This is a genomic window from Peribacillus muralis (genome assembly GCF_001645685.2).
In the GTDB taxonomy this organism is placed as follows: Bacteria; Bacillota; Bacilli; order Bacillales; family DSM-1321; genus Peribacillus; species Peribacillus muralis_A.
This window is the reverse complement of the sequence record NZ_CP017080.1, coordinates 300,001-325,774: the sequence shown is the minus strand read 5'-3', so window position 1 is coordinate 325,774 and position 25,774 is coordinate 300,001. Positions and strand designations below refer to the sequence as shown.

The window sequence follows — 25,774 nt, the reverse complement described above, 5'->3', positions numbered from 1 at the left end:
AGTAATAAATGAGTATTGAAAGAGCAATTATTGCAATCCCAATGGGTGACGCAGCAGGTATAGGCCCAGAAATTTCAATGAAATCTTTAGCTAAACAAGAGATTTATGATGTGTGTAAACCGTTAGTCATTGGTGATTCAGCTGTACTTAAAAAAGCGATTTCCATTGTTGAAGCGAAGTTAAAAATCAATGAAGTGAATTCTCCAGCAGAAGGAAAGTATGAGTTTGGTACTGTTGATGTCATGAACTTAAATAATATCGACATGGATAAGCTTGAATACGGTCAAGTATCTGCACAATGCGGCCAAGGAGCTTTTGAATATATTAAAAAATCGGTGGAATTGGCTTTGGCAGGAGAAGTCAAAGCACTTGCTACAACACCAATCAACAAAGAATCTTTAAAAGCAGCGAACGTTCCTTATATTGGACACACTGAAATGCTTGAAGATTTAGCAGGTTCAGACGACCCATTAACAATGTTTGAAGTAAACGGAATGAGGATCTTCTTCTTAACTCGTCACTTATCTTTAAAAGATGCTATTGGACAAATGACGAAGGAAAGAGTCCATGATTATCTTATTCGATGTGACAGGGCTCTTCAAAGATTAGGTGTAGAAAATAGAAAATTCGCAGTTGCTGGGTTAAATCCGCATAGTGGTGAAGGCGGTTTATTTGGTTGGGAAGAAGTAGAACAAATTAAACCCGGTATTGAAGCAGCTGTAAAGGATGGTATTAATGCTGTAGGGCCAGTTCCAGCTGATTCCGTATTTTTCCAAGCTTTAAATGGAAAATATGATGCTGTTCTATCTTTGTACCATGACCAAGGACATATCGCTGCAAAAATGACGGACTTCCACAAAACAATATCTATAACAAATGGTCTACCGTTCTTAAGAACTTCTGTCGATCACGGTACAGCATTTGATATTGCAGGTAAAAACATCGCAGCAAGCGTAAGCATGGAAGAGTGCATTAAGCTTGCTGCACAATATGCCCCCAATTTCACAAAAAGTAATTTGTAGAAAATAAAAAACCTATAATACTTGATTCGTTAATAATTGAAATGGAGGATGTTTGTCCTTCATTTCAACCCTAAAAAATGTAAGCACTTACAAAAAGATTGATTTGGGGGAACAAAAATGCCTTTAATAATTATTACCATTGGAGTTATATTGTTACTAATTTTAATTATGGGCTTCAAATTAAACACATTTGTTTCATTAATCATTGTTTCATTCATCGTAGCATTAGCATTGGGAATGCCCATGGCAGATGTTGTTGGTTCAATTGAAAACGGTTTAGGCGGAACGCTTGGTCATATTGCTTTAATATTTGGAATGGGCGCAATGCTTGGCAGGTTAATTGCAGATGCAGGTGGAGCTAATCGTATTGCCACAACCCTAATTGACAAATTTGGAGAAAAAAGAATCCAATGGGCTGTGTTATTTGCTTCATTTATTGTAGGCATTGCATTATTTCTTGAAGTAACAATTGTATTATTAGTGCCAATTATATTCTCAATAGCAAAAGAATTAAAAGTTTCCATTGTACACTTAGGTCTTCCTATGGTTACAGCGGCCTTAGCGACACACGCTTTCTTACCTCCACACCCTGGTCCAACAGCAGTCGCATCAGAATATGGTGCAAATATTGGCTTAGTTTTAATTTACGGAATTATTGTCGCAATACCAACCGTTATTTTAGCAGGTATTTTATATCCTAAGCTTGCTAAAAAAATTGTGCCGACTGCATGGACTAGAGAAGGCAGTGAGTCCTTTGGTGTACAAAAAACATTTATATTACAAGAAACACCGGGTTTTGGTATCAGTGTATTTACAGCATTGTTTCCTGTTATTTTAATGGCTTTAGGTGCCGCTGTAGATATGATTCAACCAGCTATGGGATTTGAAGATAATATGCTAGTAAAAATTATTCGTTTTATTGGTAACTCTACGACTGCTATGTTGCTTTCTTTATTGCTGGCAATCTACACAATGGGGTTGAGAAGAAATGTTCCGATAAAAATTTTGATGAATTCTTGTTCTTCAGCAATCAATTCCTTAGGTATGCTGCTATTAATTATTGGCGGCGGCGGTGCTTTAAAACAAGTACTTATTGATGGCGGTGTTGGTGATTATGTCGCTAAAATATTTGAAGGATCTGCTATGTCACCAGTATTCTTTGCCTGGAGTGTCGCAGCAATATTACGCATTTGCTTAGGCTCAGGAACTGTTGCGACTCTAACGACTGCGGGGTTAGTTCTCCCATTACTCGCGACAATGCCCAAAGTTAACTTAGAACTAGTTGCACTTGCAACTGGAGCTGGCAGTGCAATCGCATCACATGTTAATGATGCTGGATTTTGGATGGTTAAGGAGTCTCTGGGAATGACCTTGAAAGAAGCATTTGGAACTTATACCGTACTTTCGACCATCGTTGCTGTATCAGGATTGGTATTTACGCTATTATTAGATCAAATTATTTAAAGGAAAAGATTGTTAATATACACGTGGTTTACGTCGGGCGGACAGTTTAGTTCACGGTATTAAGTCTTAATTCCACCTTGCCATCCTTTTATACAGGGAATTCCTTCATTCACCAGTTCAATGCCGATAAATCGATAAGCTCCGGTCATATGATTGTAATAGTTCTGGAGAAAATGGAATACTTTCCGGACAAACATCATGTTCATACCCCCATGGTTGATGATCCAGTAGGAAATTATGCAAAAGCAGAAGGATATAGTTCAACAAGCTCGAATTCTTCTGAAGCTTATGGTTTTACTGGTTACTATTGATCAGGTACTGCCGACGTAACGCAAATACTCTAAGATGATTTTTGGAATTAATAGCCCTGAATTGCTATGTAGAAGATTCAGTTTTTTTGAAATGGCTAATAGTTGTTTAGACAATTAAAAATCATTTTTCTCTCTTGCCGCTCGTATTTGGCCACTCTTTGCGTTTATCTAAATCCACCTTACGATCCCACACCTTATCAACGATTTGCCTTTTTACTTTTGTTCAGCCCTCGGGCCATTTGGAACAGTTATCCTTCAAGTGGAATAGTCCAGTTTCCTCAAGCCTAATTTTGATGTATCATGAATAAGACGACTAAATTATTCCAAAGGAGTTGTTGTGTGATGTCATTAAGTTTGAACCCGTACTTGTTTTTTGACGGTAACACGAGAGAAGCGGTCCATTTTTACGAGAAAGCTCTTGGCGGGAAAGTGATGGGTATAATGACTTACGGAGATGTGCCGGCTGATCCGGATCATCCGTTGACGGATGACATGAAGGATCGCGTTATGCATGCACACTTGAAAGTCGGTGAAGCCGATCTCATGTTCTCAGATACGTATGCAGGCATGCCTTATCTGTCAGGCAATTCGATCCAGATTGCCATCCATCCTAAAGAAGAGGGAATGGCGAGAGAAATATTCGCCGCTTTGGAAGACGGCGGACAAGTCATTATTCCCCTTCATAAGACGGATTTTAGCCCCTTGTACGGGATGGTAAAGGACAAGTTCGGGGTTCATTTCAACTTGAATGTCCCAGGGGAGCAGCCGCAGTAATACTAAACACACTTCCACTTCACCAACAAACAAAGCCTCCTGTCGCGGAATGGACAGGAGGCTTGCTCTTATATTATTTTATCATTTGTATGTCCCTGATGGGTCATTGTGCTTTTCATCCTGCGTCTATAGTTCATGGACTTGATTTTGCAAACCTACTGTTAATCACCTATTTTGTCAACCAAACATGCATCACCGAAAACAGCTGTTCCAATTTCAATGGTTTGCTAATATAGTCTGAAGCACCTGATTCCAGGCATTTTTTCCGGTCATCTTTCATCGCTTTTGCAGTCAGGGAGATAATTGGAATGTCCGCTAACTCTTTTATGTCACGAATCCGCTTCATCGTTTCATAGCCATCCATCTCAGGCATCATGATATCCATCAGGATGAGGTCGATACCTTTGTTATCCTCTAGAACATCCAGGCATTCCAGACCATTATTCGCAATGAGGATGTTCATCCCTTTACTTTCAAGAGCTCTTCTTAATGCAAAAATATTACGGTTATCGTCATCGGTGATCAGAACCGTCTTACCATAAAAAACATTATTTACATCGGCCAATTGTTCAAATGGCTTGGTATGTTCCACTATCGGATTTGCCGCTATTGCTGGATTAGACTGTTCAAGAGTTGCTGCTACTTCTGCCGATGCTTCTAAAAATGTTTCACGAGAGATACTTTCTTCGGTAATACTCGGAATGAGAAGAGCGAACGTACTCCCTTTCCCTTCTTCACTATCAAGCTGGATTCTGCCTCCTAAAAGTTTGGAAAATTCATTGCTGATGGACAACCCTAGACCTGTACCACCATATTTTCTACTCGTATCTCCTTCTCCTTGTTGGAATGCTTCAAAGATCAGGGCATGTGTTTCTTTTGGAATACCAATTCCCGTATCCGTAACCGAAATCTCTAGCCAATAATCGACACCCGTGTAGTTTACGTTCGTCAGCACTTTCTTGATTTGGACGGATACAGAGCCCTTCTCTGTGAATTTGAAGGCATTCGAGAGCAGGTTTTTAATGATTTGCTGGAAACGCTTCTCATCGGTTTGGAAAATGGTCGGTACGTCCGGGCTCATATTTATATTAAATTCAAGGCCCTTCTTGTTCGCAATATGTGAAAAATTCCTTTCTAAGCTGGAAGGAAGTTCACTTAAATTCACTTCACTTAGCGTAAGCTCAAGCTTTCCAGCTTCAACTTTTGAAAGATCTAGAATATCATTGATCAAGTTTAACAAGTCTTGCCCAGAAGAATGTATGACTCCGGCAAACTCTAATTCTTCTTCTGATAGAGAACGATTGTTATTTTCAGTAAGCATCTCAGATAAGATCAGAATACTATTTAACGGAGTGCGTAGTTCATGAGACATGTTCGCCAGAAATTCCGATTTATATTTAGAACTAATCGTAAGCTGTTTCGCCTTCTCTTCAAGATCTATCTTTGCGCTTTCAAGATCTTTTGACTTTTCTTCCGCTTCTTGTGAACGATTTTTCAGCTGCTCATTGATCATCTGTAATTCTTCTGACTGCATCTGCAGTTCCTCAGACTGACTCTGCAATTCTTCGGATTGTGCCTGAAGTTCTTCGGTCATCGCCTGAGATTCAGTTAATAATCGTGCAATCTCCATTCGGTCAATGACACTATTGATTGTTAACCCGAATGTTTCAAGTACAGTATCTATAAAAGCGATATGCTGTCCCGTAAAATCATTAAGGCTCGCAAGTTCAAATACGGCGAGAACTTCCTCTTCATGAATGATTGGAGCGATCAGAATGCTTCTTGGCTTCGTTTCTCCCAATCCAGATGAAATCAACTGATAGTCTGCTTCCATTCCATTGATCACTTGTATCCGTTTTTCAAGTGCACATTGTCCGATCAAACCTTGTCCGAGATTGAAACTCTCTCTTCCTGCATCATCCGCGTATTCTGCAATGGAAGCCTTTTTTACGAACTTAGTCCCTTTCTCTTTTCCTTCTTTACTATAAAAAGCTCCAAATGATGATCCCGTTATTTGAGCGGCACCTGATAGAAATGTCTCCGCAAGGTTCTCCAATGAAGATATACCTTGGTTCTCACTTACAACTTTTGTAACACTCGTTTGCAGCCAATCCCGTTCTTCGAATGAATTCAGAAGTTCGTTCGTCGCTTCTCCAAGATCCCGAATCTCATCGTTGGTCTTAACGTGAATCCGCCCGCTCAAGTCACTGCCGTTGGCCATTGCACGAATGCTTGCCACAACCGCTTTTAACGTTTTGAGGATGGATCCAGAAATAATCATCGCCAGGACAACAGAGGCAATGATGACGAAGGCCAACATGCTAAAGAGACCAATTTTCAGATACTGGTTCTGATCGTTCAAACTCTCCGCACGTTGTTCCGTGAGCGCTTTTTCCTTGTTTCGGAATATTTCAAATTGGATCAAGACGTTTTCGATCTCTTCTTTTCCCCGTTCTTCTTTAAAAAATTCGCGAATACCCGCTGTATCGTTCTGCTCCTTAAGCTTAATGAACGGGTCACCTGCGACCGCCACCCATCGCTTGATGTTTTCATTAATCGAATCAAGCTTTTTTTGCTGTTTCGGATTGTCGGATAGAAGCTCCCTAAGTGCATTATAGTCTCCTGTCAATTGGGAACGCATTTCATTATACGGCTCTAAATAGCTCTGCTCTCCCGTAATGATATACGCTCTCTGGTCCGACTCCAGCTTTAAAAGATCTTTTTCAATTCGGTTTGTGATATCCCTAACCGCGAAATCATGCTCGACGATAAAGTTTCTTTCCGTATTCATCGTATCTAACTGTTTCGTTACAGCCCAAATAGACGCAATTAAACAAATAATCACGACTATATAGCCAGTAATAATCTTCTGGCGTATCCCAAATCTAAAATTATTCATCGATGCTTGCCTGCCTTTTTTTTACAACATTATTTCCTTTAATTATAATCTGTTTCCCCAGATATAGATAGCTCTTAGTTTCATAGTCTGACTAGCACTGCACTTATTCGAGGGATTATTAGAACACTCCAATTAGGCTTGGTGTCAGGATTCTAGGTGTAGCAAGGACTTTGTATACCCCTGTGATTACTTTACCCGTTTGTTAGATTATGCTGAATTGTATTCGATGGATGAGGTACGCAATCAAGCTTTAGAAGCTATAAGAATATTTATTCGTACTGAAAAATCGGTGATCATTTGGATTTGGAAACTCATTTTCTTATGGAACTAAAGATGCCTTAAAAACCGCTCCGATCTTCAGCTAACCCACTCGTTAGCTCAATAACTTATTTGGTTCATACCATGTAGGTTTTAGTAATTCAAAGTTTTTGTGGTCTTCCAGCACAACGTATAATCGTGTTATCATTGCATCTAAATTATCTGTTGCAAATCGTAAAGACCATACAATTGATGAAAAGATAACCATTCCTGTATAGATAGAATAAAGCATCCAAAAATCTTCAGGAACACTACCACCAAAATATCCTTCAATTTGTCCAATTGAAAATGGAACGCTTGATTCCCTTTGAAATAATGCTACTTTTACAAAGTCATGAAAGGGGTCTCCCCAATCAAAATTATTAAAATCAATTACACCAGCATACTGCTTATCCTTCACAATGATATTCTCCAGATGAAAATCATCATGCTGAAAGTGATTGGAACGATTTTTCATATGATGTTTATTCTTTTCAATAAAATCAATAATCTTTTCATCATTTTTAATCTTTATACCACAAGATTTGTAAGCATTTAGATATCTATAATGCTTATCCATCGCCCGATCATACCAAGGTTTAACTGTTGAAGGTGCTTCATATAAATGCATTCTCGATAATTGTATACCTGCTTCCATTCCCATTTTATATTGTTCTTCTTCTTTAAGTGTATGAATTGCCTCTTTTGCATCTATTCCATCGATATAAGAGTAAATATTATAACCGGTGTTTAATGCTTCAATAATACCAATATCAATCGGTTGTGATGATTGAACATTAAACTGTTTCATTTCTAGTAATATTTGAAACTCTTTCTTCTTCTTTTCATAGCCCTCCATATCATATACCCTTAACAAAAATTTGTTATCGTCAACATAAACCACATATTTTTTATCGGGAGAGTACCCTTTTGATAGTTTTTTAATTTTAGTAGCGTTTTGCAGAAACTTTACTCTGTCTTGAAGATTTTTTATAATGTCATCCATATATTTGACACCTCAGCTTTTATCTTTTCAGTTATTCCACTAACCTGCCCGATAGTGCCATAAGAAAAATCCGCCTTAATAAAGGCAGCTCCGATCTTTTGCTATCGAACCCACTAGTTTAAGTGTAATTTATCCACAATCTCTATTAACTTCCTAAAATTTTAAGTTATATACAAAAACCATGCTTTGACATCGTCTAAAGCATGGTTTTTATTTCAACAAATATAAAACTGCTAAGTTGATTTTTTAAACTCATTTATTTATTGAGTTCATTAATTGGAAGAAGTATTCAGGTTTGTGAGTCTTATTTAGGTTATACCATGAATGTAATGTATCTGGTGCAAATACATCTAATTTTTTCAGTACTTCCATCGCAAATTCCAAAGGAGCTAATCCTGATGCAGTAACCAAATTTTCACTAGCTACCACAGATTCCATCTCATAAAAATTTTCTCCTTTATAATTAGGACAGACCATTTTAATATAATCTAAGCTATTGCTTGTATGCTTTCTAGTATCTAGGTATCCCATATTCGCTAGTCCTTCAGTTGCACCACAAATTGCAGCAACGATAGTGCCAAGCTTTAAAGCCTCGCCAATTTTTCTCAAGATAGGTTGATGAATAGCTTCTCCCCAAGTATTCCCTCCAGGTAGAATTACAAGATCTTTACTGTCAAGAGTACATTCTTCAAGAATAATATCTGGTTTTATACTCAGTCCTCCCATTGTAGTGATAATTTCTTTATTAGCTCCTACTGTAATTACTTTTAAAGGTGCTAAATCCTTTTTGAAATATCTTCCTGAGTTTAGTTCAGCAATTAAATATCCATATTCCCAGTCTGACATTGTATTAAATACATAAAGATAAACTTTTTTTATTTTCATCCAATAACACTCCAATCACAATTTTCTTAGTTATTAGCAGTTTCAAGGTCTTCATTATAAATTGCATGACATTCTATTCTTTTCCAAATCAAAAGCTATCTCCTCAAAATAAAGAACGTATGTTCCTAACGATAAAAGTATATACCACAATTAACCAATAGTCCAGATAATTATTTACTTATATCTTAAAAACCTGCAATAGAGCAGGTCCCTCTTCTATTGACAGTTACTTATTTTATTTCACTTCACCGGATCGAGGTATCCTTTCGAACAGTAAGATAACGAACGAACTATTTGAAAGTCTTGTTTTTTTCGAAAGGAATTAATTATATTTTAGTAACAGGAGGTCCTTGATTTTTGATGCAATTCCTTAAAAAAACTTATATTTGTATTTATTTCTAGAGGGTTGACCTAGGTTTTCTTGTCCTTATCGTGGCAAACCAAAATTCTCACATAAACAGAAGGCCTCCCACAGGAAGCTGTGGGAAGCCAAAATTTGCTTTATTTAAATATTTTTCGAGTTAAATTCTGACCTCCAACTTGGTAATTCGCATAGCGACTACTTTTCTCTCCCCTCTCTATATTTAACCAAGTTAAACCAGCTTACTCCACCATGTTTTGATTCAGACAGGCCGTGACTATCGAATCCCAATTTCTCATAAAAAGGTACTAATTCCTGTTTACAAGTTAAAGTGATTCCCTTTCTGTCATTTTCATCTACAAGTGATTCCATTTTCTCCAATAAAGTCTTCGCAATCCCCAGATTTCTAGCCTTCTTGACACAGCTAACCCTAGGATGCTCTGATAACCTCCTGTTTTTGGATTCTCTTTGATATCCTCAAAAAGATCATCCGTTATATAAGGCTGGTCAATGATGGGACCATTAATATAACCAAGGATTTTCCCTTCCTTTTCTGCCACGATAAAGGTGTCGGATATTAGCTTGATCCTGTCCACAAACGCTTCCTTTGTGGCAAGCTTCTTCTATTGAAAAGCCTTCATTCTCAATGGATAAAAGCTGTTCTAAATCCGTAGCTTGAACATTTCTTAAAGAAAGCCTCCCTAAAAATATTAATAGCACCTGTCTTAAACAGGTGCTACACCATAAAATATCAATCTACTTGTTATCTTCAGCGGCACACGCACTCTTTATATTTTCGGGTAATACTTTCTCTACAGCCTTTGAGGGAGATTCACCGTCAATTTCCTTACTTTTCAAATTTCTTATTAAGGCAAATACCTTCTTGCACCTGATAATTCCTCTATATACCCTTTAGTATCAACAGGAATGATTTCAACATTTTTCTTTGAGTTTGGCGAGTGAATCATCATACCATTTCCCGCGTACATGGCTACATGGTGTACACTTCCTTTTCCATTATCATGAGCAAAGAAAAGTAAGTCCCCAGACTGGAGATCATCAAGTTCAACTGATACACCATTTTTTGCTTGGACACTGGAATCTCTTGGTATGGTAATTCCGTATGATTGATACATCGTAAAGGTAAATCCTGAACAATCAAAACCAAAGCCGCTCATGCCGGCCCATAAATAATGCAATCCAAGAAATTTTTTTCCTGTTTCTACTAACTTTTCCCCTGTTGGCGCAGGAATTTCAGCTATTGAGCTAAACAATTTGGCGTGTTCCTTTTTTACAAAAGCCTTTTTGCCATTTGGTTTGAGTACTTTATAAGCATTTTTGGTTTCGCCTTCATAGGGAAGGAGAGTATTGTAGCTAATTTCTAAATTTTTTTCTTTAAAAGATGGTGATGGATAAAGAAAGGTTGTAGGTTCGGTAATCATAATGAAAGGTTGATTTTCTGCCTTTGCAAACTTTTTGCTATAGGTTAATTGGGATGCTGGCATCCAACCAGGGTATCCTAAATCATTTCTTGGGGTTGGTTGACCCGCAACAGCTACTTTCACCCACTCACCTTGTCTTTCAAGAATGGTCACTTTATTTCCGTAAAGAGCTTGAGTTTCCAGCATTCCGTCAGCGGATAATTGCAATTGCTGCTCAAGTGTCATAGCACTCGTCCACTTTCTCATATTCACTGGGTTGGCAGCAGATGGTTCATCAACGGGACGTAAAATATTTGGAGCTGTCCAAAGTGTGGCTACTGAGACATCAACATAAGCGGTTTCATCCAATTTTTTCTCTTTCGCGTCTGCTTGTACATTCGTACCAAATCCTACTAGGATAATGGAAATAATCGTTAAAATGAAACGTTTCATAATCCAAGTCCTCCCTACTTTAATTTTAAGATTGTATCCTTGTAACTATTAATTTACTAATACATCGTTTCCACTACTCAAATTAGACCCCACCAATCCCAGGCAAATCCGATAATTGAATTTCTTCCCCGTGATAGATAAGTACATCCGGTTTTTCCGAAAGCCAAAGCGGTGCATCCAGATCAAAGTATTTCACATTAGGATGTGAGGCCGCAAAATGGGCTGCAGCTCCAACAGAAAGGGCTGGTTCCATCATGCTTCCAATCATGCAAGCGACTCCATTTGCTTCGGCGATACTCGCAATATTCCATGCTTGTGAGATTCCCCCACATTTCATCAATTTAATATTTAATAGATCAATATATCGACCAGCGACAAGTTTCAACGTATCTTTGGTCGAAAAGAGACTTTCATCCGCCATAATTGGAAGCCCCACTCGTTCCGTGACGAATTTAAGTCCCTCCAGATCATAGCTTGCTACAGGCTGTTCGATGAATTCAATGTTAAACTTTTTTCGTTCCATCTCGTTAATCAGCTGTACGGCTTGTTTGGGTCTCCAGCCTTGGTTGGCATCGAGACGAAGCTTAATCGTTTTTGGTATACCATCACGGATGGCTTCGATACGTGCAATATCAAGCTCTGGATTTGCTCCAACCTTCACTTTTAAGGTTTGAAAGCCATCATCAACACTTTTGCTGGCATCTGATGCCATTTTTTCTGGTGTATCTACCCCAACTGTCATACATGTTTTCAAGTTCTTTTTATCGCCAAGAAAAGCATACAAAGGGATATTTAATAGCTTGCAATAAGCATCGTGTACAGCAATGTCAGCAGCTGCTTTGGCACTTGTATTCCCGACACAGCAGGTTTGGATTCTTTGAAGGAGCGTTTGAAAATGAGTAATATCAGAGCCGACAAGTTCATTTTTTATTGGCCCAATTAGAGCCGCTTCAATGCCCTCTGATGAGTCTCCCGTAATGATGAAGGTTGGTGCTGCTGCCCCCTTGCCAATCATGCCATTTTCAAGTGTTAATGAAACTTCGATATTTTCAATTTCCGTTGCTGTTCTTAATGCGGTTTTAAAGGGTACACGCAAGGAAACCTTACGACGATTGACTTGTAAGTCTCGTATGATCACAATACTCATTTCCTTTCCACTTTTTTATAACCCTTTTAGAAAATACTTAATATTTTAGCAACAATCATACCAAAATAGGTTCCAAGGAATGATCCGATTAATGCCATGATCACACCAACTGGAATGAGTGCGCGGCTATATGATGCAGCTAACATTGGCGCTGATGCCATCCCGCCGATGTTAGCAAGGCTTGCCACGCCAAGTGTAAATAAATCATATTTAAAGAGTTTCCCTAACAATAGCATGATGATTAAATGGATCAACATGATCAAGAATCCAGAGACAAGATAAATCGGTGCTTGCGCAATATTTGAAAAATCCGATTGCGAGGCAATGAGTGCAACAATAACATATAGCATCACATTGGAAACATCCAATGCACCCGGAATCTTGGCAACTGGTGTTTGTCCTAAAATTAAACCGATAATTGAAGCAAGCATGATTGTCCAGCTTGTCCCATTAATTACCGCACCTATTTCAGGAAGATGTTGACCTGCAAAGGTAGATAGAGCTGAAATGAATAAACCAATACCCAGTAAATACAACATATGCTGGAATTGTACTCCCGTCTTTTCTTCGGAACTTGCTGCAGCCGCTTCCTCAAATCCTTTTTGAATAAAGCTTGTATCCGCCTTCGTCCAGCTATTAAACTTGCTCGCAAATGGAACAAGCCAAAACATGAACATGACCCAAACTGCGTAATTAATTGTATCCATCATTAAGGCATAACCAAAGATATTCTCCGGCACTTTCAATATGCCTTGAAGGGCTACCATGTTTGCTGACCCACCTGTCCAGCTTCCTGCAAGTGCCCCAAATGCCTTCCACGTATCTTTAATATAAAAGTGTTGAAAAGAGATATAGACTATGATAAAGCCAATCATAATACTGACAACAGCTACTAAAAACCCGCCAAGCATCCGCGGTCCTAGTTTGATAATACTGCGTATGTCACACTTCAATAACATGATGGCCAGCATAGCGGGAAGCAAGGCTCCTTTTACACTGGAATAAACAGTCGCTGTGGACTCATTATCTGCAAAGAGACCACAAGTTTGCATGATCGCAGAACCGATGTAAATAAGAACAATACCCGGTATAAATTTTAAAAAGCGATTGGTATTGAATTTCTTCTCAAACGCAACCATTAAAGCTGCAAAAGCAACTAATACACTGAAATACATGAATCCATCTTGAATCATTGATATATCCTCCTTAAAAAGACAAAAAAATCCAGCCTAACAAAAAATCGTTAGACTGGATTTTGTCTAGGTTTATTTAGACAAAGCAGTTATAGCTTGATATTTCTTTAGAGCATCCTGAAAAGCGACAACCATCGCCTTTTGGGAAGAACCAAAATAACGGTTGGTAATATCTTCTACAATGGACGAATCATCCACATGACGTCCAATAAAAATTGATTTCACAAAGCGAATGGTTAAATCCACTGTCGCCGAGCAATCCACATCAATAATTTTGCCATCTCTTCGATCGACTACCAATGCCAAAAAATATTGACTGAATTTCATGGTAATCGGGTTATTTTGTGACGACTTCGCATCACCAGTTATAAAAATCGTTTCTTTTTCATACATACCATTGAATTCCTTTCAATCATAATAACAGACGATATAAGGGACCAACAAGGAGCACTTGCAGAAGCTTATATCATGAAATCGTTTCCAAAGGAATATTAATAATATACCACCCCTTTTATTTTCAGACAATAGGGAATTATTAATTATCAGCTTTGTAGAGTGAATTTTATCAAAAATTTCACGAAAAGGAAAAACTTTTATTAATGAAGCGGCTTTTTATCGAGTGTTTTCACCTTGCGCCCCACTGGCTAATCTTTAATACGGACGCACCTGTACGAATCAATTCTTATCCTCTCTAAATTTGACCAAGTTGAACCAGCTGGCTCCCCCATGTTGCGATTCAGACAGGCCATGGCTAACAAATCCCAATTTTTCATAGAAAGGAACTAATTCCTGTTTACAAGTTAAAGTGATTCCCTTTCTGTCATTTTCATCTACAAGTGATTCCATTTTCTCCAATAAAGTCTTCGCAATCCCCAGATTTCTAGCCTTCTTGGACACAGCTAACCCTAGGATGCTCTGATATCCTCCTGTTTTTGGATTCTCTTTGATTTCCTCAAAAAGATCATCCGTTATATAAGGCAGATCAATGATGGGACCATTAATATAACCAAGGATTTTCCCTTCCTTTTCTGCCACGATAAAGGTGTCGGATATCAGCTTGATCCTGTCCACAAACGCTTTCTTTGTGGCAGCTTCTTCCATTGAAAAGCCTTCATTCTCAATGGATAAAAGCTGTTCTAAATCCGTAGCTTGAACATTTCTTAAAGAAAGCATTCTGAATAAACTCCTTTCCTCCCTAAAAATATTAGTTGCACTGATTTTATATGTTTTGATACTAGCATTTCAAAATTCATTTAAAATTAAATATTGATTATTCCTAGTATTTAACATACCGTTAACAATGAAGTGACATCCAAAAATAGATATATTCGGTTATATAAGTTTATCAAATGTAATCACAGCAACCGGTAAAATCCCTTATTCAACATAAGGCGAATATTTTCGGGATTTTTCCTTGATGTCTTTATTTATCACTAATATAAAGAGGTGGTAAAATATGCTCCCAAAGTATACTTGTCCTTTTATCATTTGTCTGTTCCTTCTAATGGGGTGCAGTACTGCAGATAAGACAAGTGAAAAATCTGTCGACAATCCAATCGAGACTAAACAGAATAAATCATCGAATCAAAAAAACAAATCATTAGAAAACAAGCTGCTTCCCCCTAAGTTTAGCATCACAAAGTTTGAAATGAATTATATTCCTGAGAATAAGGAATTAACATTACTTATGAATTACGAAATAAATCTGGAAATATACGAAATCTTACAGGAAAACACCCAAAAGCTGTACTTTTCACTGGAGTACCCTGAAGCAGTATACGATATTTTTCATAAGACAACCAGTGAATCAGTGTTGGCAGAGCAACCTAAAGATCACAAAACTACATATCAAACTCCATTCAAAATAAACATCGATTTAACGACAAAAGAATTGGAGAAAATAAAAAACAACTTATCTGGCTTTAACCTCATTATTGCTGACAAAGATAAGGATGTAATTGCTCATTTTATTGATTTGAATGGGTTTAATACTTTCGATTCTGATGCTTCAAATTCTACTCATATAGATGAGACAACGAAATAGATTGCAAAGAAGAGTTCCGATTCAGATAATGCTTCTATTAACCCTCAAAATTCCGAAGGAAAGGCCCCCCACAGTAAACTGTGGGAGGCCTCAACTTTAAAGATATTCACGTGTTTGGTGAGCATTCATTCTGAATCTCGTTAAATCCTTTATTAGAGGATTTAAGCGTTGATTACATCATGCCGCCCATTCCACCCATGCCGCCCATGTCAGGCATGCCCATGCCGCCAGCGCCTGCTGGTTCTGGTTTGTCCGCAACGACAGCTTCTGTTGTTAGGAACATGGCTGCAACTGATCCAGCGTTTTGTAGAGCTGAACGAGTTACTTTAGTTGGATCGACGATACCGGATGCGATCATGTTGACCCATTCGCCAGTAGCTGCGTTGAAGCCAGTGCCTACCGCTTCGCCTTTTAGGCGTTCAACGATTACAGAGCCTTCAAGTCCAGCGTTGTGAGCGATTTGGCGTACAGGCTCTTCGATTGCACGAAGGACGATTTTCACGCCTGTTGCTACGTCGCCTTCCGCTTGGATTTCAGCGATTTTATTGTATACGTTAAGAAGTGCTGTACCACCACCGGCTACGATACCTTCTTCAACAGCGGCACGAGTGGAGTTCAATGCATCTTCAATACGAAGTTTACGTTCTTTTAATTCTGTTTCTGTAGCTGCACCGACTTTGATTACCGCTACACCGCCAGCTAATTTAGCAAGGCGTTCTTGTAATTTTTCACGGTCGAATTCAGAAGTCGTTTCTTCCAATTGAACACGGATTTGGTTTACACGAGCTTGAATTTGCGCTGTATCCCCAGATCCTTCAACGATCGTTGTGTTTTCTTTTGTAACAACCACTTTAGACGCACGGCCTAGAGAATCGATTGTTGCAGTTTTAAGGTCGAGTCCGATTTCTTCAGTGATCACTTCGCCGCCTGTAAGAGCTGCGATGTCTTCCAGCATTGCTTTACGACGGTCACCGAAACCAGGTGCTTTAACCGCAACTGCATTGAATGTTCCACGAAGTTTGTTCACTACAAGAGTTGCAAGTGCTTCGCCTTCTACATCTTCAGCAATCAATAATAGCGGTTTTCCTTGTTGTACCACTTGCTCAAGTACAGGAAGGATTTCTTGGATATTCGTAATTTTTTTGTCAGTGATCAAGATATATGGATTTTCAAGGACCGCTTCCATTTTATCTGAATCAGTAACCATGTAAGGAGAGGCATATCCGCGATCGAACTGCATACCTTCTACTACGTCCAATTCTGTCGTGAAACCTTTGGACTCCTCGATCGTGATGACGCCGTCGTTACCAACGCGCTCCATCGCTTCGGCAATCAGTTGGCCCACTTCTTCATCAGCTGAAGAGATGGCAGCAACTTGTGCAATCGATTCCTTGTTTTCGACAGGTTGGGAAATGGCTTTCAATTCTGCGATGGCAGAGTTGACCGCTTTTTCGATCCCTTTGCGGATACCCATTGGGTTCGCACCAGCTGTAACGTTTTTCAACCCTTCACGGATCATCGCTTGCGCTAGAACCGTTGCAGTCGTTGTACCGTCACCAGCTACGTCGTTTGTTTTGCTTGCTACTTCAGCAACCAGTTTCGCACCCATGTTTTCGAATGCATCTTCCAGTTCGATTTCTTTAGCGATCGTCACACCGTCATTCGTGATAAGCGGCGAACCGAATTTTTTCTCAAGAACCACGTTACGGCCTTTTGGTCCAAGCGTTACTTTCACTGCATCTGCAAGTGCATCCACACCACGAAGCATGGAGCGGCGTGCTTCTTCACTAAATTTGATTTCTTTAGCCATTTTTAAGTACCTCCCTAAAATTTTAAGAAAATTTTCGTTCAGTTAAGTATGATGTATAATTAGCCGATAACAGCCAAAATGTCGCTTTCACGTAAAATTAAGTATTCGGTATTTTCGTATTTAACTTCAGTACCTGCATATTTTGAGAAGATAATTAGATCGCCTTGGGCAACCTCTAAAGCAACACGTTCGCCATTTTCAAGGACACGGCCAGTACCGACTGCTACTACCTTACCTTCTTGTGGCTTTTCTTGTGCAGTATCAGGAAGAACAATACCGCTTGCCGTTTTTTCTTCAGATTGAACTAGTTCAATAATAACGCGATCACCTAATGGTTTTAACAAGTGAAACACCCTCCTCATATTCTCTTGATATTTGCTTCATGATTATTAGCACTCTTCATCATCGAGTGCTAACACATTTATAATATTAAATAAACCGAGCCTTTTTTGCAAGTATCTTATCGAAAATTTTTTATTAATTTCTGATAAATTCCGGGTATACTACATTAACATAATGATTAGATACGGAAATGTTTTTACGGGGGTACCTTTGAGTGGTGTTCTGCCTCAATATTTGATACCATTTTGGAGTATGCGTTTATAGATTGTCCCCCTGTCAGGAACATTTTCAGGCGAAATGGGCGACTAAATTAAAGGAGTTTTCATTTTTGAAAAAAGAATATTGGTTCGTCATCATCACTTACATTGCCATGCAATTATCCAGTATTGTCGGGATACCCATTTTCATGCTGATAGGGGCTTCAAGCGGTATGAATGCTGATGAGCTTGAGCAAAAGTCTGCAGCATACTGGATCGTATTCAGCTTTTTCGTCGCATTAGCCTTGATTCTTTTTTTAATGAGAAAAGATATGAAGGAAAAAATGGACACAAGCAACCAAGCCTCCGTTCGCACATCCATCTTATGGGCGATAGCAGGAGTCTTCCTGGCATTAACTGCTCAAGCGGTTGCTGGAATCATTGAGCAAAGTCTTGGCGTACAGCGTGAATCCGAAAATACGCAGCAGCTCATTGCAATCATTTACAAAGTCCCCATGGTCATTTTCGTCACTTCAGTAATTGCACCAATCTTGGAAGAAATCATTTTCCGGAAGATCATTTTCGGATCACTTCATAAACGGTTTAACTTCTTCATTTCCGCTGTACTCAGCTCGGTTATTTTCGGCTTGGCGCATGGTGAATTGGAGCATCTTCTTTTATATACGGCAATGGGGTTGACCTTTGCTTATCTTTATGCGAAAACAGGCCGCATCCTCGTGTCCATGAGCGCACATATTGCGATGAATACGCTTGTTATCATCATACAAGTCGTGAATCGCGAGCAAATTGAGAAGATGCTGGATACTGCACAAGCCTTCATCGGAGGTTTATTATGAAACGACAATCACCATTATTCATCGGAATCATTTATGCTGGCTTAGGTGTCCTTTTTACGGGAATTGCGGTTCAAACCGTCAATTCCTCTGGATGGGGAATCTTCGCCTACATACTTGTCCTTATTGCGACGCTTGATTTCGGATCGGGCCTAAGGATGATCATGGTCCATTTTAAGATCAAGGCCGCGCAAAAAAATAAGAAAAAATAAAAAAACGCTGCGAAGGTGCAGCGTTTTTTTTCATTTCATTCTTCCACTGCAGCTTCTTCCACTACCGGATAATGCTTCAAAAAGTAGATGAGCGATTGGAGCTCCACTGCAAGGTCAATATGGTGCACCCTTATGGATGGGGGTACCGTCAGCCTTGCAGGCGTGAAATTCAATATCCCTTTAATGTCGGCTTTGACCAGGCGATCGGTGATCGTTTGCGCCACTTGTGCAGGGACTGTCAATATGGCAGCCGTTATATTATTTTCCTGCAATAGTGTATCGATTTGATCCATATGATAGATCGGCACATCGGCTATTTGCTTTCCAACCTTGTCTTCCGAAACTTCAAATGCCATTTCAATCTTTGTATTATTATTTTTTATGAAATTGTAATTCAGGAACGCGGTCCCTAAATTCCCTACCCCGATTAAAGCGACTTTCGTCAGTTCATCTTGGTCCAGTGTTTTTCTAAAGAAGGATAATAAATAATTTACATTGTAGCCGTAGCCTTTTTTCCCAAGCGCGCCAAAGTAGGAAAAGTCGCGACGAATGGTAGCAGAATCCACTTTTACAGCTTCGCTTAGCTCTGCCGAGGAAACTCTTTGTTTTCCCGAGGAGTGTAAGTTTTTTAAAAATCGATAGTACAGTGGCAGCCTTTTGGCAGTTGCCTGCGGTATCTTTGGGTCATGGTTCATCATTCTTCCCCGCCTTCACACATGCTTTTCAATCTCTATTTGTTTGATTTACTTGTCTTCTATAATCGCTGCTGGATACTCCACCTGTTTTCTCAACTAAGAATGTAGGCCCGATCACCATGCCCTTATCCAAGGCCTTACACATGTCATATACAGTTAGGGCAGTGACGGATGCAGCTGTTAACGCTTCCATTTCCACACCTGTACTCCCTTTGGTCTTAGCTTCCGTTTCAATCCCAAGGCGATATCCCTGTTGTTCCTTTTCCCAATCAAAGGCTATATTGACGCCCAGCAGTGCAATGGGATGGCACATCGGGATGATATTGGACGTATTCTTGCTGGCCATGATGCCCGCAACTTGCGCGACAGCCAATACATCACCCTTTTTCATATTCTGGTTGATGATCGCTTCATATATTTCAGCGTTCACTAAAATGCTCGAACGAGCCGTTGCCGTCCGGGTCGTTTCCGGCTTGGCACTCACGTCGACCATTTTGGCCCTGCCTTGTTCATTGAAATGCGTCAAGTCTGCCATTGAATAACCCCTCCTAAATAATACACTATTATTCCACTTTATGTAACAGCTTGTTTTGGCCCGGAACCAAGCTATTGCCGATAATAACTATAATACGTTACACTTAAAATAATCAATTGAGGTGAAACTATGATTTTATTACAAATCAATCAACTATCAAAATATTACGGAGCTGAACTTATTTTATCAAACATGAAGCTCGAAGTTCAAAATAAAGATCGAATTGCCCTTGTCGGGCGGAACGGCGCGGGTAAATCGACGCTGCTGAAAATCATAGCCGGGCAACTATCGCATGATGGCGGTGAAATCATCAAGCCAAAAGGTGTCACCATCGGTTACATGGCACAAGATACTGGCCTCGAATCCGAGTTAACCATCTGGGATGAAATGCTGACCGTATTCAAGGATCTTATCGATCAAGAGAAGGAACTGCGCCGCCTTGAGGCTGATATGGCCAGGCCAGATGTATTCGAGGATGAAGTCGTTTACCAAAAAGTGCTCAATGAATATGACGCGTTGATGGTCGCCTTCAAGGAAAAAGGCGGCTACCAGTATGAAGCGGATATCCGTTCCGTACTGCATGGCCTTCAGTTTGCTGATTTTGACTACTCCACCCTGATTTCCACATTAAGCGGAGGGCAAAAAACGAGGCTTGCGTTAGGGAAGCTGTTGTTAAGGAAACCTGATATATTGATCCTGGATGAACCGACGAACCATTTGGATATCGAAACACTCTCCTGGCTGGAACAATATTTACAGAGCTATCAAGGAGCTGTCCTTATCGTTTCCCATGACCGGTATTTTCTCGATAAAGTGGTCAATCAGGTCTATGAAATTTCCCGGAATAATATGAAAAAGTACTATGGCAATTATAGTTCTTATCTGGAGGGAAAAGCCGAGGATTATGAGCGGGACATGAAGCTGTTCGAGAAACAACAGGGGGAAATCGAAAAGCTCCGCGACTTTGTCCAACGGAACATCACAAGGGCCTCAACCACGAAAAGGGCCCAAAGCAGGCGCAAACAGCTTGAAAAGATGGATGTGCTGGACAAGCCGCAAGGTGATGAGAAATCTGCCAATTTTTCATTTCAGATTGAGAAACAAAGCGGGAACGAAGTGCTCCACCTCCAGGACTTGGCGATCGGTTACGAGGATGAAACGGTCTCAAAAAACATAAACTCTCGGATGACGAAAGGGGAAAGTATTGCGCTAGTCGGCCCGAACGGCGTTGGAAAATCGACACTGCTGAAGACAATCATCTCTAAGTTGCCTGCACGTGCCGGTTCTTTCCGCTTCGGAACGAACGTCGAGGTCAGCTACTACGATCAGGAACAGGCCAACCTGATTTCCAATAAACGCGTACTCAATGAATTATGGGATGACTATCCCCTTAAACCGGAAAAGGATATCCGCACGGTTCTCGGGAATTTCCTTTTTAGCGGTGACGATGTTTTGAAAACCGTGTCCACTTTAAGCGGCGGGGAGAAAGCCCGGCTGGCGCTCGCCAAGATGATGATGGAAAAAGGGAATTTCTTGATACTGGATGAGCCAACGAACCATCTGGATCTCGACAGTAAATTGGTGCTTGAAAATGCACTGATCGATTATCCGGGTACGATTCTCTTCGTCTCACATGATCGATATTTCATAAATCGCATAGCCACGAAGGTCATCGAACTCTCCAAGGATGGCAACGAGGAATTCCTCGGTGATTATGATTACTATGTAGAGAAAAAACAGGAGCAAGCGGAGATCAAGGCGCTTGAACAGGAAAATCAAGCGAAAACAGTAAATGTGGCTGTCGAAAAAACGAATTACAAGATCGATAAGGAAGCAAAAAAGGCTGAACGCCAAAGAAAGCGGCGGATAGAGGAAATCGAGGCGGCCATGGAGCAGCTTGAAGCCGAAATAAACGAATGCAATGAACTTCTTTGCGATCCAAATGTTTTCCAGGACCATGAAAAAGTGATGGAGGTCCAAACAAAGCTCGATCAAGCACAAGAAACTTTGGATCAGCTTCTTGAAGAATGGGCAGAATTGGAAGAATGACAAAAGACCAGAGTCTAATGACTCGGTCTTTTCTTTTTGAATGGAATGCACGATTAAAGTTATCCACAAACTTGTTAACAAAACAATTACCATGCACAAGCGAATAATTAGAGTTATACACATTATCCACAGAAACATATCCACTTATCCACATAATCACCTGTTTATACACATGCCATTTAATTTTCAAAAAAACTTTATCCACAGAATATTCTATTTTTAATGATACAGGGCAAAAACAGGATCCCGATTGAGGGATCCTGTCTACTCATTCTTTACTACACTTCTATATCCAATCCAGGGTTTCCGTTCAAATCCATTCCGGAGCGCTTCCCCTTTTCGAACATTACACTGCCAGCAGCTCCAATCATGGCCGCATTGTCCGTGCAAAGATAGAGGGGAGGGATGGATAGGTCGATAGGCAACTCCAAGAAAGCATCCGTTAGCGCTTCCCTCAGGCCTTTATTCGCCGCCACTCCCCCTGCAAGCAACACCTGTTTAACCTTATATTCTTTAGCAGCCTTCACAGCCTTCACGACGAGCACTTCTATAACGCTTGCCTGGAAGCTGGCAGCCAAATCTTCAGGTTCAATCTTTTCCCCTCGCTGTTCTGCATTATGCAAAGTGTTGATCACGGCGGATTTCAATCCGCTGAAGGAAAAGTCATAGCTGCCTTCCAGCCACGCCCGTGGAAGCTTCAATGAAGGTGAGCCCATTTGGGCGAGCCTATCGATATGCGGCCCTCCTGGATAAGGAAGCCCCAAAGTCCGGGCCACTTTGTCATAAGCTTCTCCTGCTGCATCATCACGCGTCTCCCCTATCACCTTGAAGGAGCCTGGTTCTTCCAAAAGGACCAATTCGGTATGACCCCCTGAAACGACCAAAGATAGTGCAGGGTATTCAATTTCCTGAATAAGTCGATTCGCATAAATATGACCGGCAATATGGTGTATCCCGACAATCGGTATTCCATGTGCGAAAGCCACAGCTTTAGCCGCATTCACACCTATCAGGAGCGCCCCCACTAAACCAGGTCCCTCCGTGACAGCAATGGCATCCAAATCCTCATAGCTTACACCTGCCCGAAGCAGGGCTTCTTCAAGTACGATCGTTATCTGCTCTACATGATGACGCGAGGCTATTTCAGGGACGACCCCGCCAAAACGTTTATGGCTTTCTATTTGTGAAGCCACGACATTGCTTAATATCTCTGTTCCATTTTTGATGACCGCAGCCGCGGTTTCATCGCAGCTCGTTTCAATTCCTAATATAAGTTGATCTGTTTTCATGCAAAATTCACCCACATAACATAAGCATCTTCTAAATTATCTGTATAATAATTTTTCCGTATTCCACCCTTTTGAAAACCTAGCTTTTCATAAAGGGAAATGGCCACTCCATTACTGACACGAACTTCAAGCGTCATCCTCACCACACCCATGGCAATGGAGATTTCAATCATCTTCCTGAGCAAGGCTTCCCCAAGCTTTTGCCCGCGATATTCAGGCAGAATGGCAATATTGGTAATGTGCGATTCATCGATGACGATCCATGCGCCGCAATAACCGGCAATTTTCCCCTCGTCCTCGATCACCATGTATACGGCATATTGATTATGATTCAATTCATTATAAAAAGCTTCCCGGCTCCAAGGCAAAGTAAAGGACTGGGTTTCCACGTGCAGCACTTGATCGATATCTTCCGTTTTCATCTTTCGGAACGTCATTGTTTTACTCATAATAATCGGTCACTTTCCTTTTTTATTTCCCCTGCTGTTCAAGCCACTTAGCTTCTGCTTCAGCCATGCGTATATAGTTCGGTACAAACTGGTGAATATCCTCCTCGGTCTTATCAAGGCCAAGGAAGGCCAGCTCACTAGGTCTTGAGTTGAAAGACTGTATCGGGGCAAATACCGCTAAATCACCCAATGCTTCCTCGATTGCCTCTCGATGGATATCCGTGTCTTGACCGACAAATAAAATGGGGCGATTCAAATCCTTCAATCGTTTCGCCCATTCAGAGGATAAGATATTACAATCTTCGATCACCGTTTTCAACAGATTATTTTCCATATCGTATAACCCGGTATAAACCTGGCCTCTTCTTGCATCGAACAAGGGAGAAATAAGCCCGTTAAAATAGCGTCCATTAGCTGCTAACACTTCCAGGCTCGATACGCCTGATAAAGGAATTTGGAGCGTCCAAGCCAAGGTCTTGGCAATCGTCACACCAATCCTTACACCTGTATATGAACCTGGCCCCTTCGCGACCACAATTTTGGTCAAATCCTTTGGAGCAGTATCACAATCCTTGAGCAGGGTCTGGATAGCCGGCATGACCCGAACCGAATGATTTTTCTTTAAATTTGTCGTGTACTCGCCAATTACCTGACTCTCGTCCACAAGAGCAATCCCTAATGTGAAGTTCGATGTATCTATCGCTAAAACTCTCATCAAATAATCTCCTTACATATCGTTACATATCGTTCGCCTTTAGGTTCAAGTACAATCCGCCTGCTGGAATCACCGAGACGATAAATATAGATGGTCAAGATTTCATCAGGAAGCTGATCCTTTATCAGGTGGGCCCATTCAACGACAGTCACGCCATCACCTTCAAAATATTCATCAAAGCCTAAATCTTCTTCGGATTCACTTACCCGGTATACATCCATATGATATAAAGGCAATCGCCCCATGTATTCCTTTATTATCGTAAAAGTCGGGCTGTTTACCATTCTGGAAACGCCTAACCCTTTAGCCAGCCCTTTCGTGAATGCCGTTTTACCTGCACCCAAGTCACCTTCCAAAGCCAATACATCACTGCTTGATAGCCTTATGGCCAGCTTCTGTGCAAAAAGAGCCGTTTCTTCTTCATTTTGAGAAATCCATTCAACATGCTGCATATATCAATCACCTTTATCATTATTAGCAAAATCGTTCCTTACTGATTTTGATGTCCACCAGAAACGAAATATTTATCACCGTAGTCAAAGAGCTCTATATGTAGTTTACCTTGTTTCAAAAGAAGAAACAAATAAGTTAAAGTCATTATTATTTGATTTCGGATAAAACAAAAAAACGAAACATAAGTTTCGTTTTTTTCATGATTGCGGGGACAGGATTTGAACCTGCGACCTTCGGGTTATGAGCCCGACGAGCTACCGGACTGCTCCACCCCGCGACGGTATAAATGATGCATTATTAATTTAATTAATTATCGCTTGGCGGCGTCCTACTCTCACAGGGGGAGACCCCCAACTACCATTGGCGCTGAAGAGCTTAACTGCCGTGTTCGGAATGGGAACGGGTGTGACCTCTTCGCTATCGCCACCAAACATATAATCTTTTTCAGTACATTTCTTATCATAACACATATGATTTTGAAATGCAAGAAGAAATCTTCATTCCTTCAAAACTAGATAATAAGAAGGTATTTCATTTTTTTAAAGCGTTGGTTAAGTCCTCGATCTATTAGTATCAGTCAGCTCCACATGTCGCCACGCTTCCACCTCTGACCTATCAACCTGATCATCTTTCAGGGATCTTACTAGCTTGCGCCATGGGAAATCTCATCTTGAGGGGGGCTTCATGCTTAGATGCTTTCAGCACTTATCCCGTCCGCACGTAGCTACCCAGCTATGCCTTTGGCAAGACAACTGGTACACCAGCGGTGCGTCCATCCCGGTCCTCTCGTACTAAGGACAGCTCCTCTCAAATTTCCTGCGCCCGCGACGGATAGGGACCGAACTGTCTCACGACGTTCTGAACCCAGCTCGCGTACCGCTTTAATGGGCGAACAGC

23 protein-coding genes, 1 tRNA gene, 2 rRNA genes and 1 pseudogene (1 of these 27 cut by a window edge) are annotated in these 25,774 nt (G+C 40.5%); 7 read left to right on the top strand and 20 right to left on the bottom strand.

The features are described from left to right. Window positions 1–8: 8 nt before the first annotated feature. The 3 genes from pdxA to ABE28_RS01630 all read left to right on the top strand — a co-directional run bounded on the left by pdxA (window position 9) and on the right by ABE28_RS01630 (window position 3,571). Entirely contained in the window at window positions 9–1,022 is a 1,014-nt protein-coding gene (pdxA, locus tag ABE28_RS01640; protein ID WP_064462433.1) for a 4-hydroxythreonine-4-phosphate dehydrogenase PdxA, read from the top strand. A gap of 117 nt (window positions 1,023–1,139) precedes the next feature. Further along, window positions 1,140–2,486, top strand: coding sequence for a gluconate:H+ symporter (locus ABE28_RS01635; protein ID WP_064462434.1), 1,347 nt, complete (start codon window positions 1,140–1,142; stop codon window positions 2,484–2,486). Window positions 2,487–3,139: 653 nt separating this feature from the next. Beyond that, complete coding sequence (locus ABE28_RS01630) at window positions 3,140–3,571, top strand: VOC family protein (RefSeq protein WP_064462435.1); 432 nt, start codon at window positions 3,140–3,142, stop codon at window positions 3,569–3,571. Window positions 3,572–3,740: 169 nt separating this feature from the next. On the opposite strand, the gene ABE28_RS01625 is transcribed toward ABE28_RS01630, so the two are convergent. The 9 genes and pseudogenes from ABE28_RS01625 to ABE28_RS01585 form a co-directional block, all read right to left on the bottom strand. Then, complete coding sequence (locus ABE28_RS01625) at window positions 3,741–6,470, bottom strand: ATP-binding protein (protein WP_064462436.1); 2,730 nt, start codon at window positions 6,468–6,470, stop codon at window positions 3,741–3,743. Between the two features lie 373 nt (window positions 6,471–6,843). Then, complete coding sequence (locus ABE28_RS01620; RefSeq protein WP_064462437.1) at window positions 6,844–7,773, bottom strand: aminoglycoside phosphotransferase family protein; 930 nt, start codon at window positions 7,771–7,773, stop codon at window positions 6,844–6,846. Between the two features lie 252 nt (window positions 7,774–8,025). Beyond that, window positions 8,026–8,658, bottom strand: a complete 633-nt coding sequence (locus tag ABE28_RS01615) for a type 1 glutamine amidotransferase family protein (protein WP_064462438.1) — start codon at window positions 8,656–8,658, stop codon at window positions 8,026–8,028. A 559-nt stretch (window positions 8,659–9,217) separates the two neighbouring features. After that, window positions 9,218–9,730 (bottom strand): annotated as a pseudogene (locus ABE28_RS01610) (GNAT family N-acetyltransferase). A 155-nt stretch (window positions 9,731–9,885) separates the two neighbouring features. Continuing rightward, a complete protein-coding gene (locus ABE28_RS01605; protein ID WP_064462439.1) occupies window positions 9,886–10,893 on the bottom strand; it encodes a C40 family peptidase in 1,008 nt (335 codons plus the stop codon). Between the two features lie 82 nt (window positions 10,894–10,975). Then, window positions 10,976–12,040: a dipeptide epimerase gene (locus ABE28_RS01600; protein WP_180319974.1), complete on the bottom strand. Its 1,065-nt coding sequence runs from the start codon at window positions 12,038–12,040 to the stop codon at window positions 10,976–10,978. Window positions 12,041–12,066: 26 nt separating this feature from the next. Continuing rightward, entirely contained in the window at window positions 12,067–13,233 is a 1,167-nt protein-coding gene (locus tag ABE28_RS01595) for a DUF819 family protein (protein WP_064462440.1), read from the bottom strand. Between the two features lie 72 nt (window positions 13,234–13,305). Continuing rightward, window positions 13,306–13,626, bottom strand: a complete 321-nt coding sequence (locus ABE28_RS01590) for a DUF3870 domain-containing protein (RefSeq protein ID WP_064462441.1) — start codon at window positions 13,624–13,626, stop codon at window positions 13,306–13,308. A gap of 282 nt (window positions 13,627–13,908) precedes the next feature. Further along, window positions 13,909–14,406, bottom strand: a complete 498-nt coding sequence (locus tag ABE28_RS01585) for a GNAT family N-acetyltransferase (RefSeq protein ID WP_064462442.1) — start codon at window positions 14,404–14,406, stop codon at window positions 13,909–13,911. 283 nt (window positions 14,407–14,689) lie between these two features. Between ABE28_RS01585 and ABE28_RS01580 the strand changes: the two genes are divergently transcribed. After that, window positions 14,690–15,277 carry a hypothetical protein gene (locus ABE28_RS01580; RefSeq protein ID WP_064462443.1) on the top strand — a complete coding sequence of 196 codons (588 nt, stop codon included), beginning with the start codon at window positions 14,690–14,692 and terminating at the stop codon, window positions 15,275–15,277. Between the two features lie 172 nt (window positions 15,278–15,449). Here the strand turns inward: ABE28_RS01580 and groL are convergent, their stop codons facing one another. After that, complete coding sequence (gene groL / locus ABE28_RS01575; RefSeq protein ID WP_064462444.1) at window positions 15,450–17,087, bottom strand: chaperonin GroEL; 1,638 nt, start codon at window positions 17,085–17,087, stop codon at window positions 15,450–15,452. A gap of 59 nt (window positions 17,088–17,146) precedes the next feature. Further along, a complete protein-coding gene (groES, locus tag ABE28_RS01570) occupies window positions 17,147–17,431 on the bottom strand; it encodes a co-chaperone GroES (RefSeq protein WP_064462445.1) in 285 nt (94 codons plus the stop codon). 326 nt (window positions 17,432–17,757) lie between these two features. Between groES and ABE28_RS01565 the strand changes: the two genes are divergently transcribed. Then, window positions 17,758–18,483 carry a CPBP family intramembrane glutamic endopeptidase gene (locus ABE28_RS01565; RefSeq protein WP_064462446.1) on the top strand — a complete coding sequence of 242 codons (726 nt, stop codon included), beginning with the start codon at window positions 17,758–17,760 and terminating at the stop codon, window positions 18,481–18,483. Further along, complete coding sequence (locus ABE28_RS01560; protein WP_064462447.1) at window positions 18,480–18,692, top strand: YdiK family protein; 213 nt, start codon at window positions 18,480–18,482, stop codon at window positions 18,690–18,692. The genes ABE28_RS01565 and ABE28_RS01560 overlap by 4 nt, the downstream gene beginning before the upstream one ends. 35 nt (window positions 18,693–18,727) lie before the next feature. Here the strand turns inward: ABE28_RS01560 and ABE28_RS01555 are convergent, their stop codons facing one another. Both ABE28_RS01555 and moaC read right to left on the bottom strand, forming a co-directional pair. After that, complete coding sequence (locus ABE28_RS01555; RefSeq protein ID WP_064462448.1) at window positions 18,728–19,390, bottom strand: redox-sensing transcriptional repressor Rex; 663 nt, start codon at window positions 19,388–19,390, stop codon at window positions 18,728–18,730. A gap of 25 nt (window positions 19,391–19,415) precedes the next feature. After that, a complete protein-coding gene (moaC, locus tag ABE28_RS01550; RefSeq protein WP_064462449.1) occupies window positions 19,416–19,922 on the bottom strand; it encodes a cyclic pyranopterin monophosphate synthase MoaC in 507 nt (168 codons plus the stop codon). 129 nt (window positions 19,923–20,051) lie between these two features. On the opposite strand from moaC, the gene ABE28_RS01545 reads away from it, so the two are divergent. Further along, window positions 20,052–21,971, top strand: coding sequence for an ABC-F family ATP-binding cassette domain-containing protein (locus tag ABE28_RS01545; protein WP_064462450.1), 1,920 nt, complete (start codon window positions 20,052–20,054; stop codon window positions 21,969–21,971). Window positions 21,972–22,249: 278 nt separating this feature from the next. On the opposite strand, the gene tsaD is transcribed toward ABE28_RS01545, so the two are convergent. The 7 genes from tsaD to ABE28_RS01510 all read right to left on the bottom strand — a co-directional run. Continuing rightward, window positions 22,250–23,260: a tRNA (adenosine(37)-N6)-threonylcarbamoyltransferase complex transferase subunit TsaD gene (gene tsaD / locus ABE28_RS01540; protein ID WP_064462451.1), complete on the bottom strand. Its 1,011-nt coding sequence runs from the start codon at window positions 23,258–23,260 to the stop codon at window positions 22,250–22,252. Then, window positions 23,257–23,709 carry a ribosomal protein S18-alanine N-acetyltransferase gene (gene rimI, locus ABE28_RS01535; RefSeq protein WP_064462452.1) on the bottom strand — a complete coding sequence of 151 codons (453 nt, stop codon included), beginning with the start codon at window positions 23,707–23,709 and terminating at the stop codon, window positions 23,257–23,259. The genes tsaD and rimI overlap by 4 nt, the downstream gene beginning before the upstream one ends. 22 nt (window positions 23,710–23,731) lie before the next feature. Next, entirely contained in the window at window positions 23,732–24,424 is a 693-nt protein-coding gene (gene tsaB, locus ABE28_RS01530) for a tRNA (adenosine(37)-N6)-threonylcarbamoyltransferase complex dimerization subunit type 1 TsaB (protein ID WP_064462453.1), read from the bottom strand. After that, window positions 24,424–24,876: a tRNA (adenosine(37)-N6)-threonylcarbamoyltransferase complex ATPase subunit type 1 TsaE gene (gene tsaE / locus ABE28_RS01525; RefSeq protein ID WP_064462454.1), complete on the bottom strand. Its 453-nt coding sequence runs from the start codon at window positions 24,874–24,876 to the stop codon at window positions 24,424–24,426. Before tsaE ends, tsaB begins: the two co-directional genes overlap by 1 nt. A gap of 204 nt (window positions 24,877–25,080) precedes the next feature. Next, a tRNA-Met gene (locus ABE28_RS01520) sits at window positions 25,081–25,154 on the bottom strand. 38 nt (window positions 25,155–25,192) lie between these two features. Then, window positions 25,193–25,308, bottom strand: a 5S ribosomal RNA gene (rrf, locus tag ABE28_RS01515). Window positions 25,309–25,424: 116 nt separating this feature from the next. Beyond that, a 23S ribosomal RNA gene (locus ABE28_RS01510) occupies window positions 25,425–25,774 on the bottom strand; it runs 2,583 nt beyond the window's last position.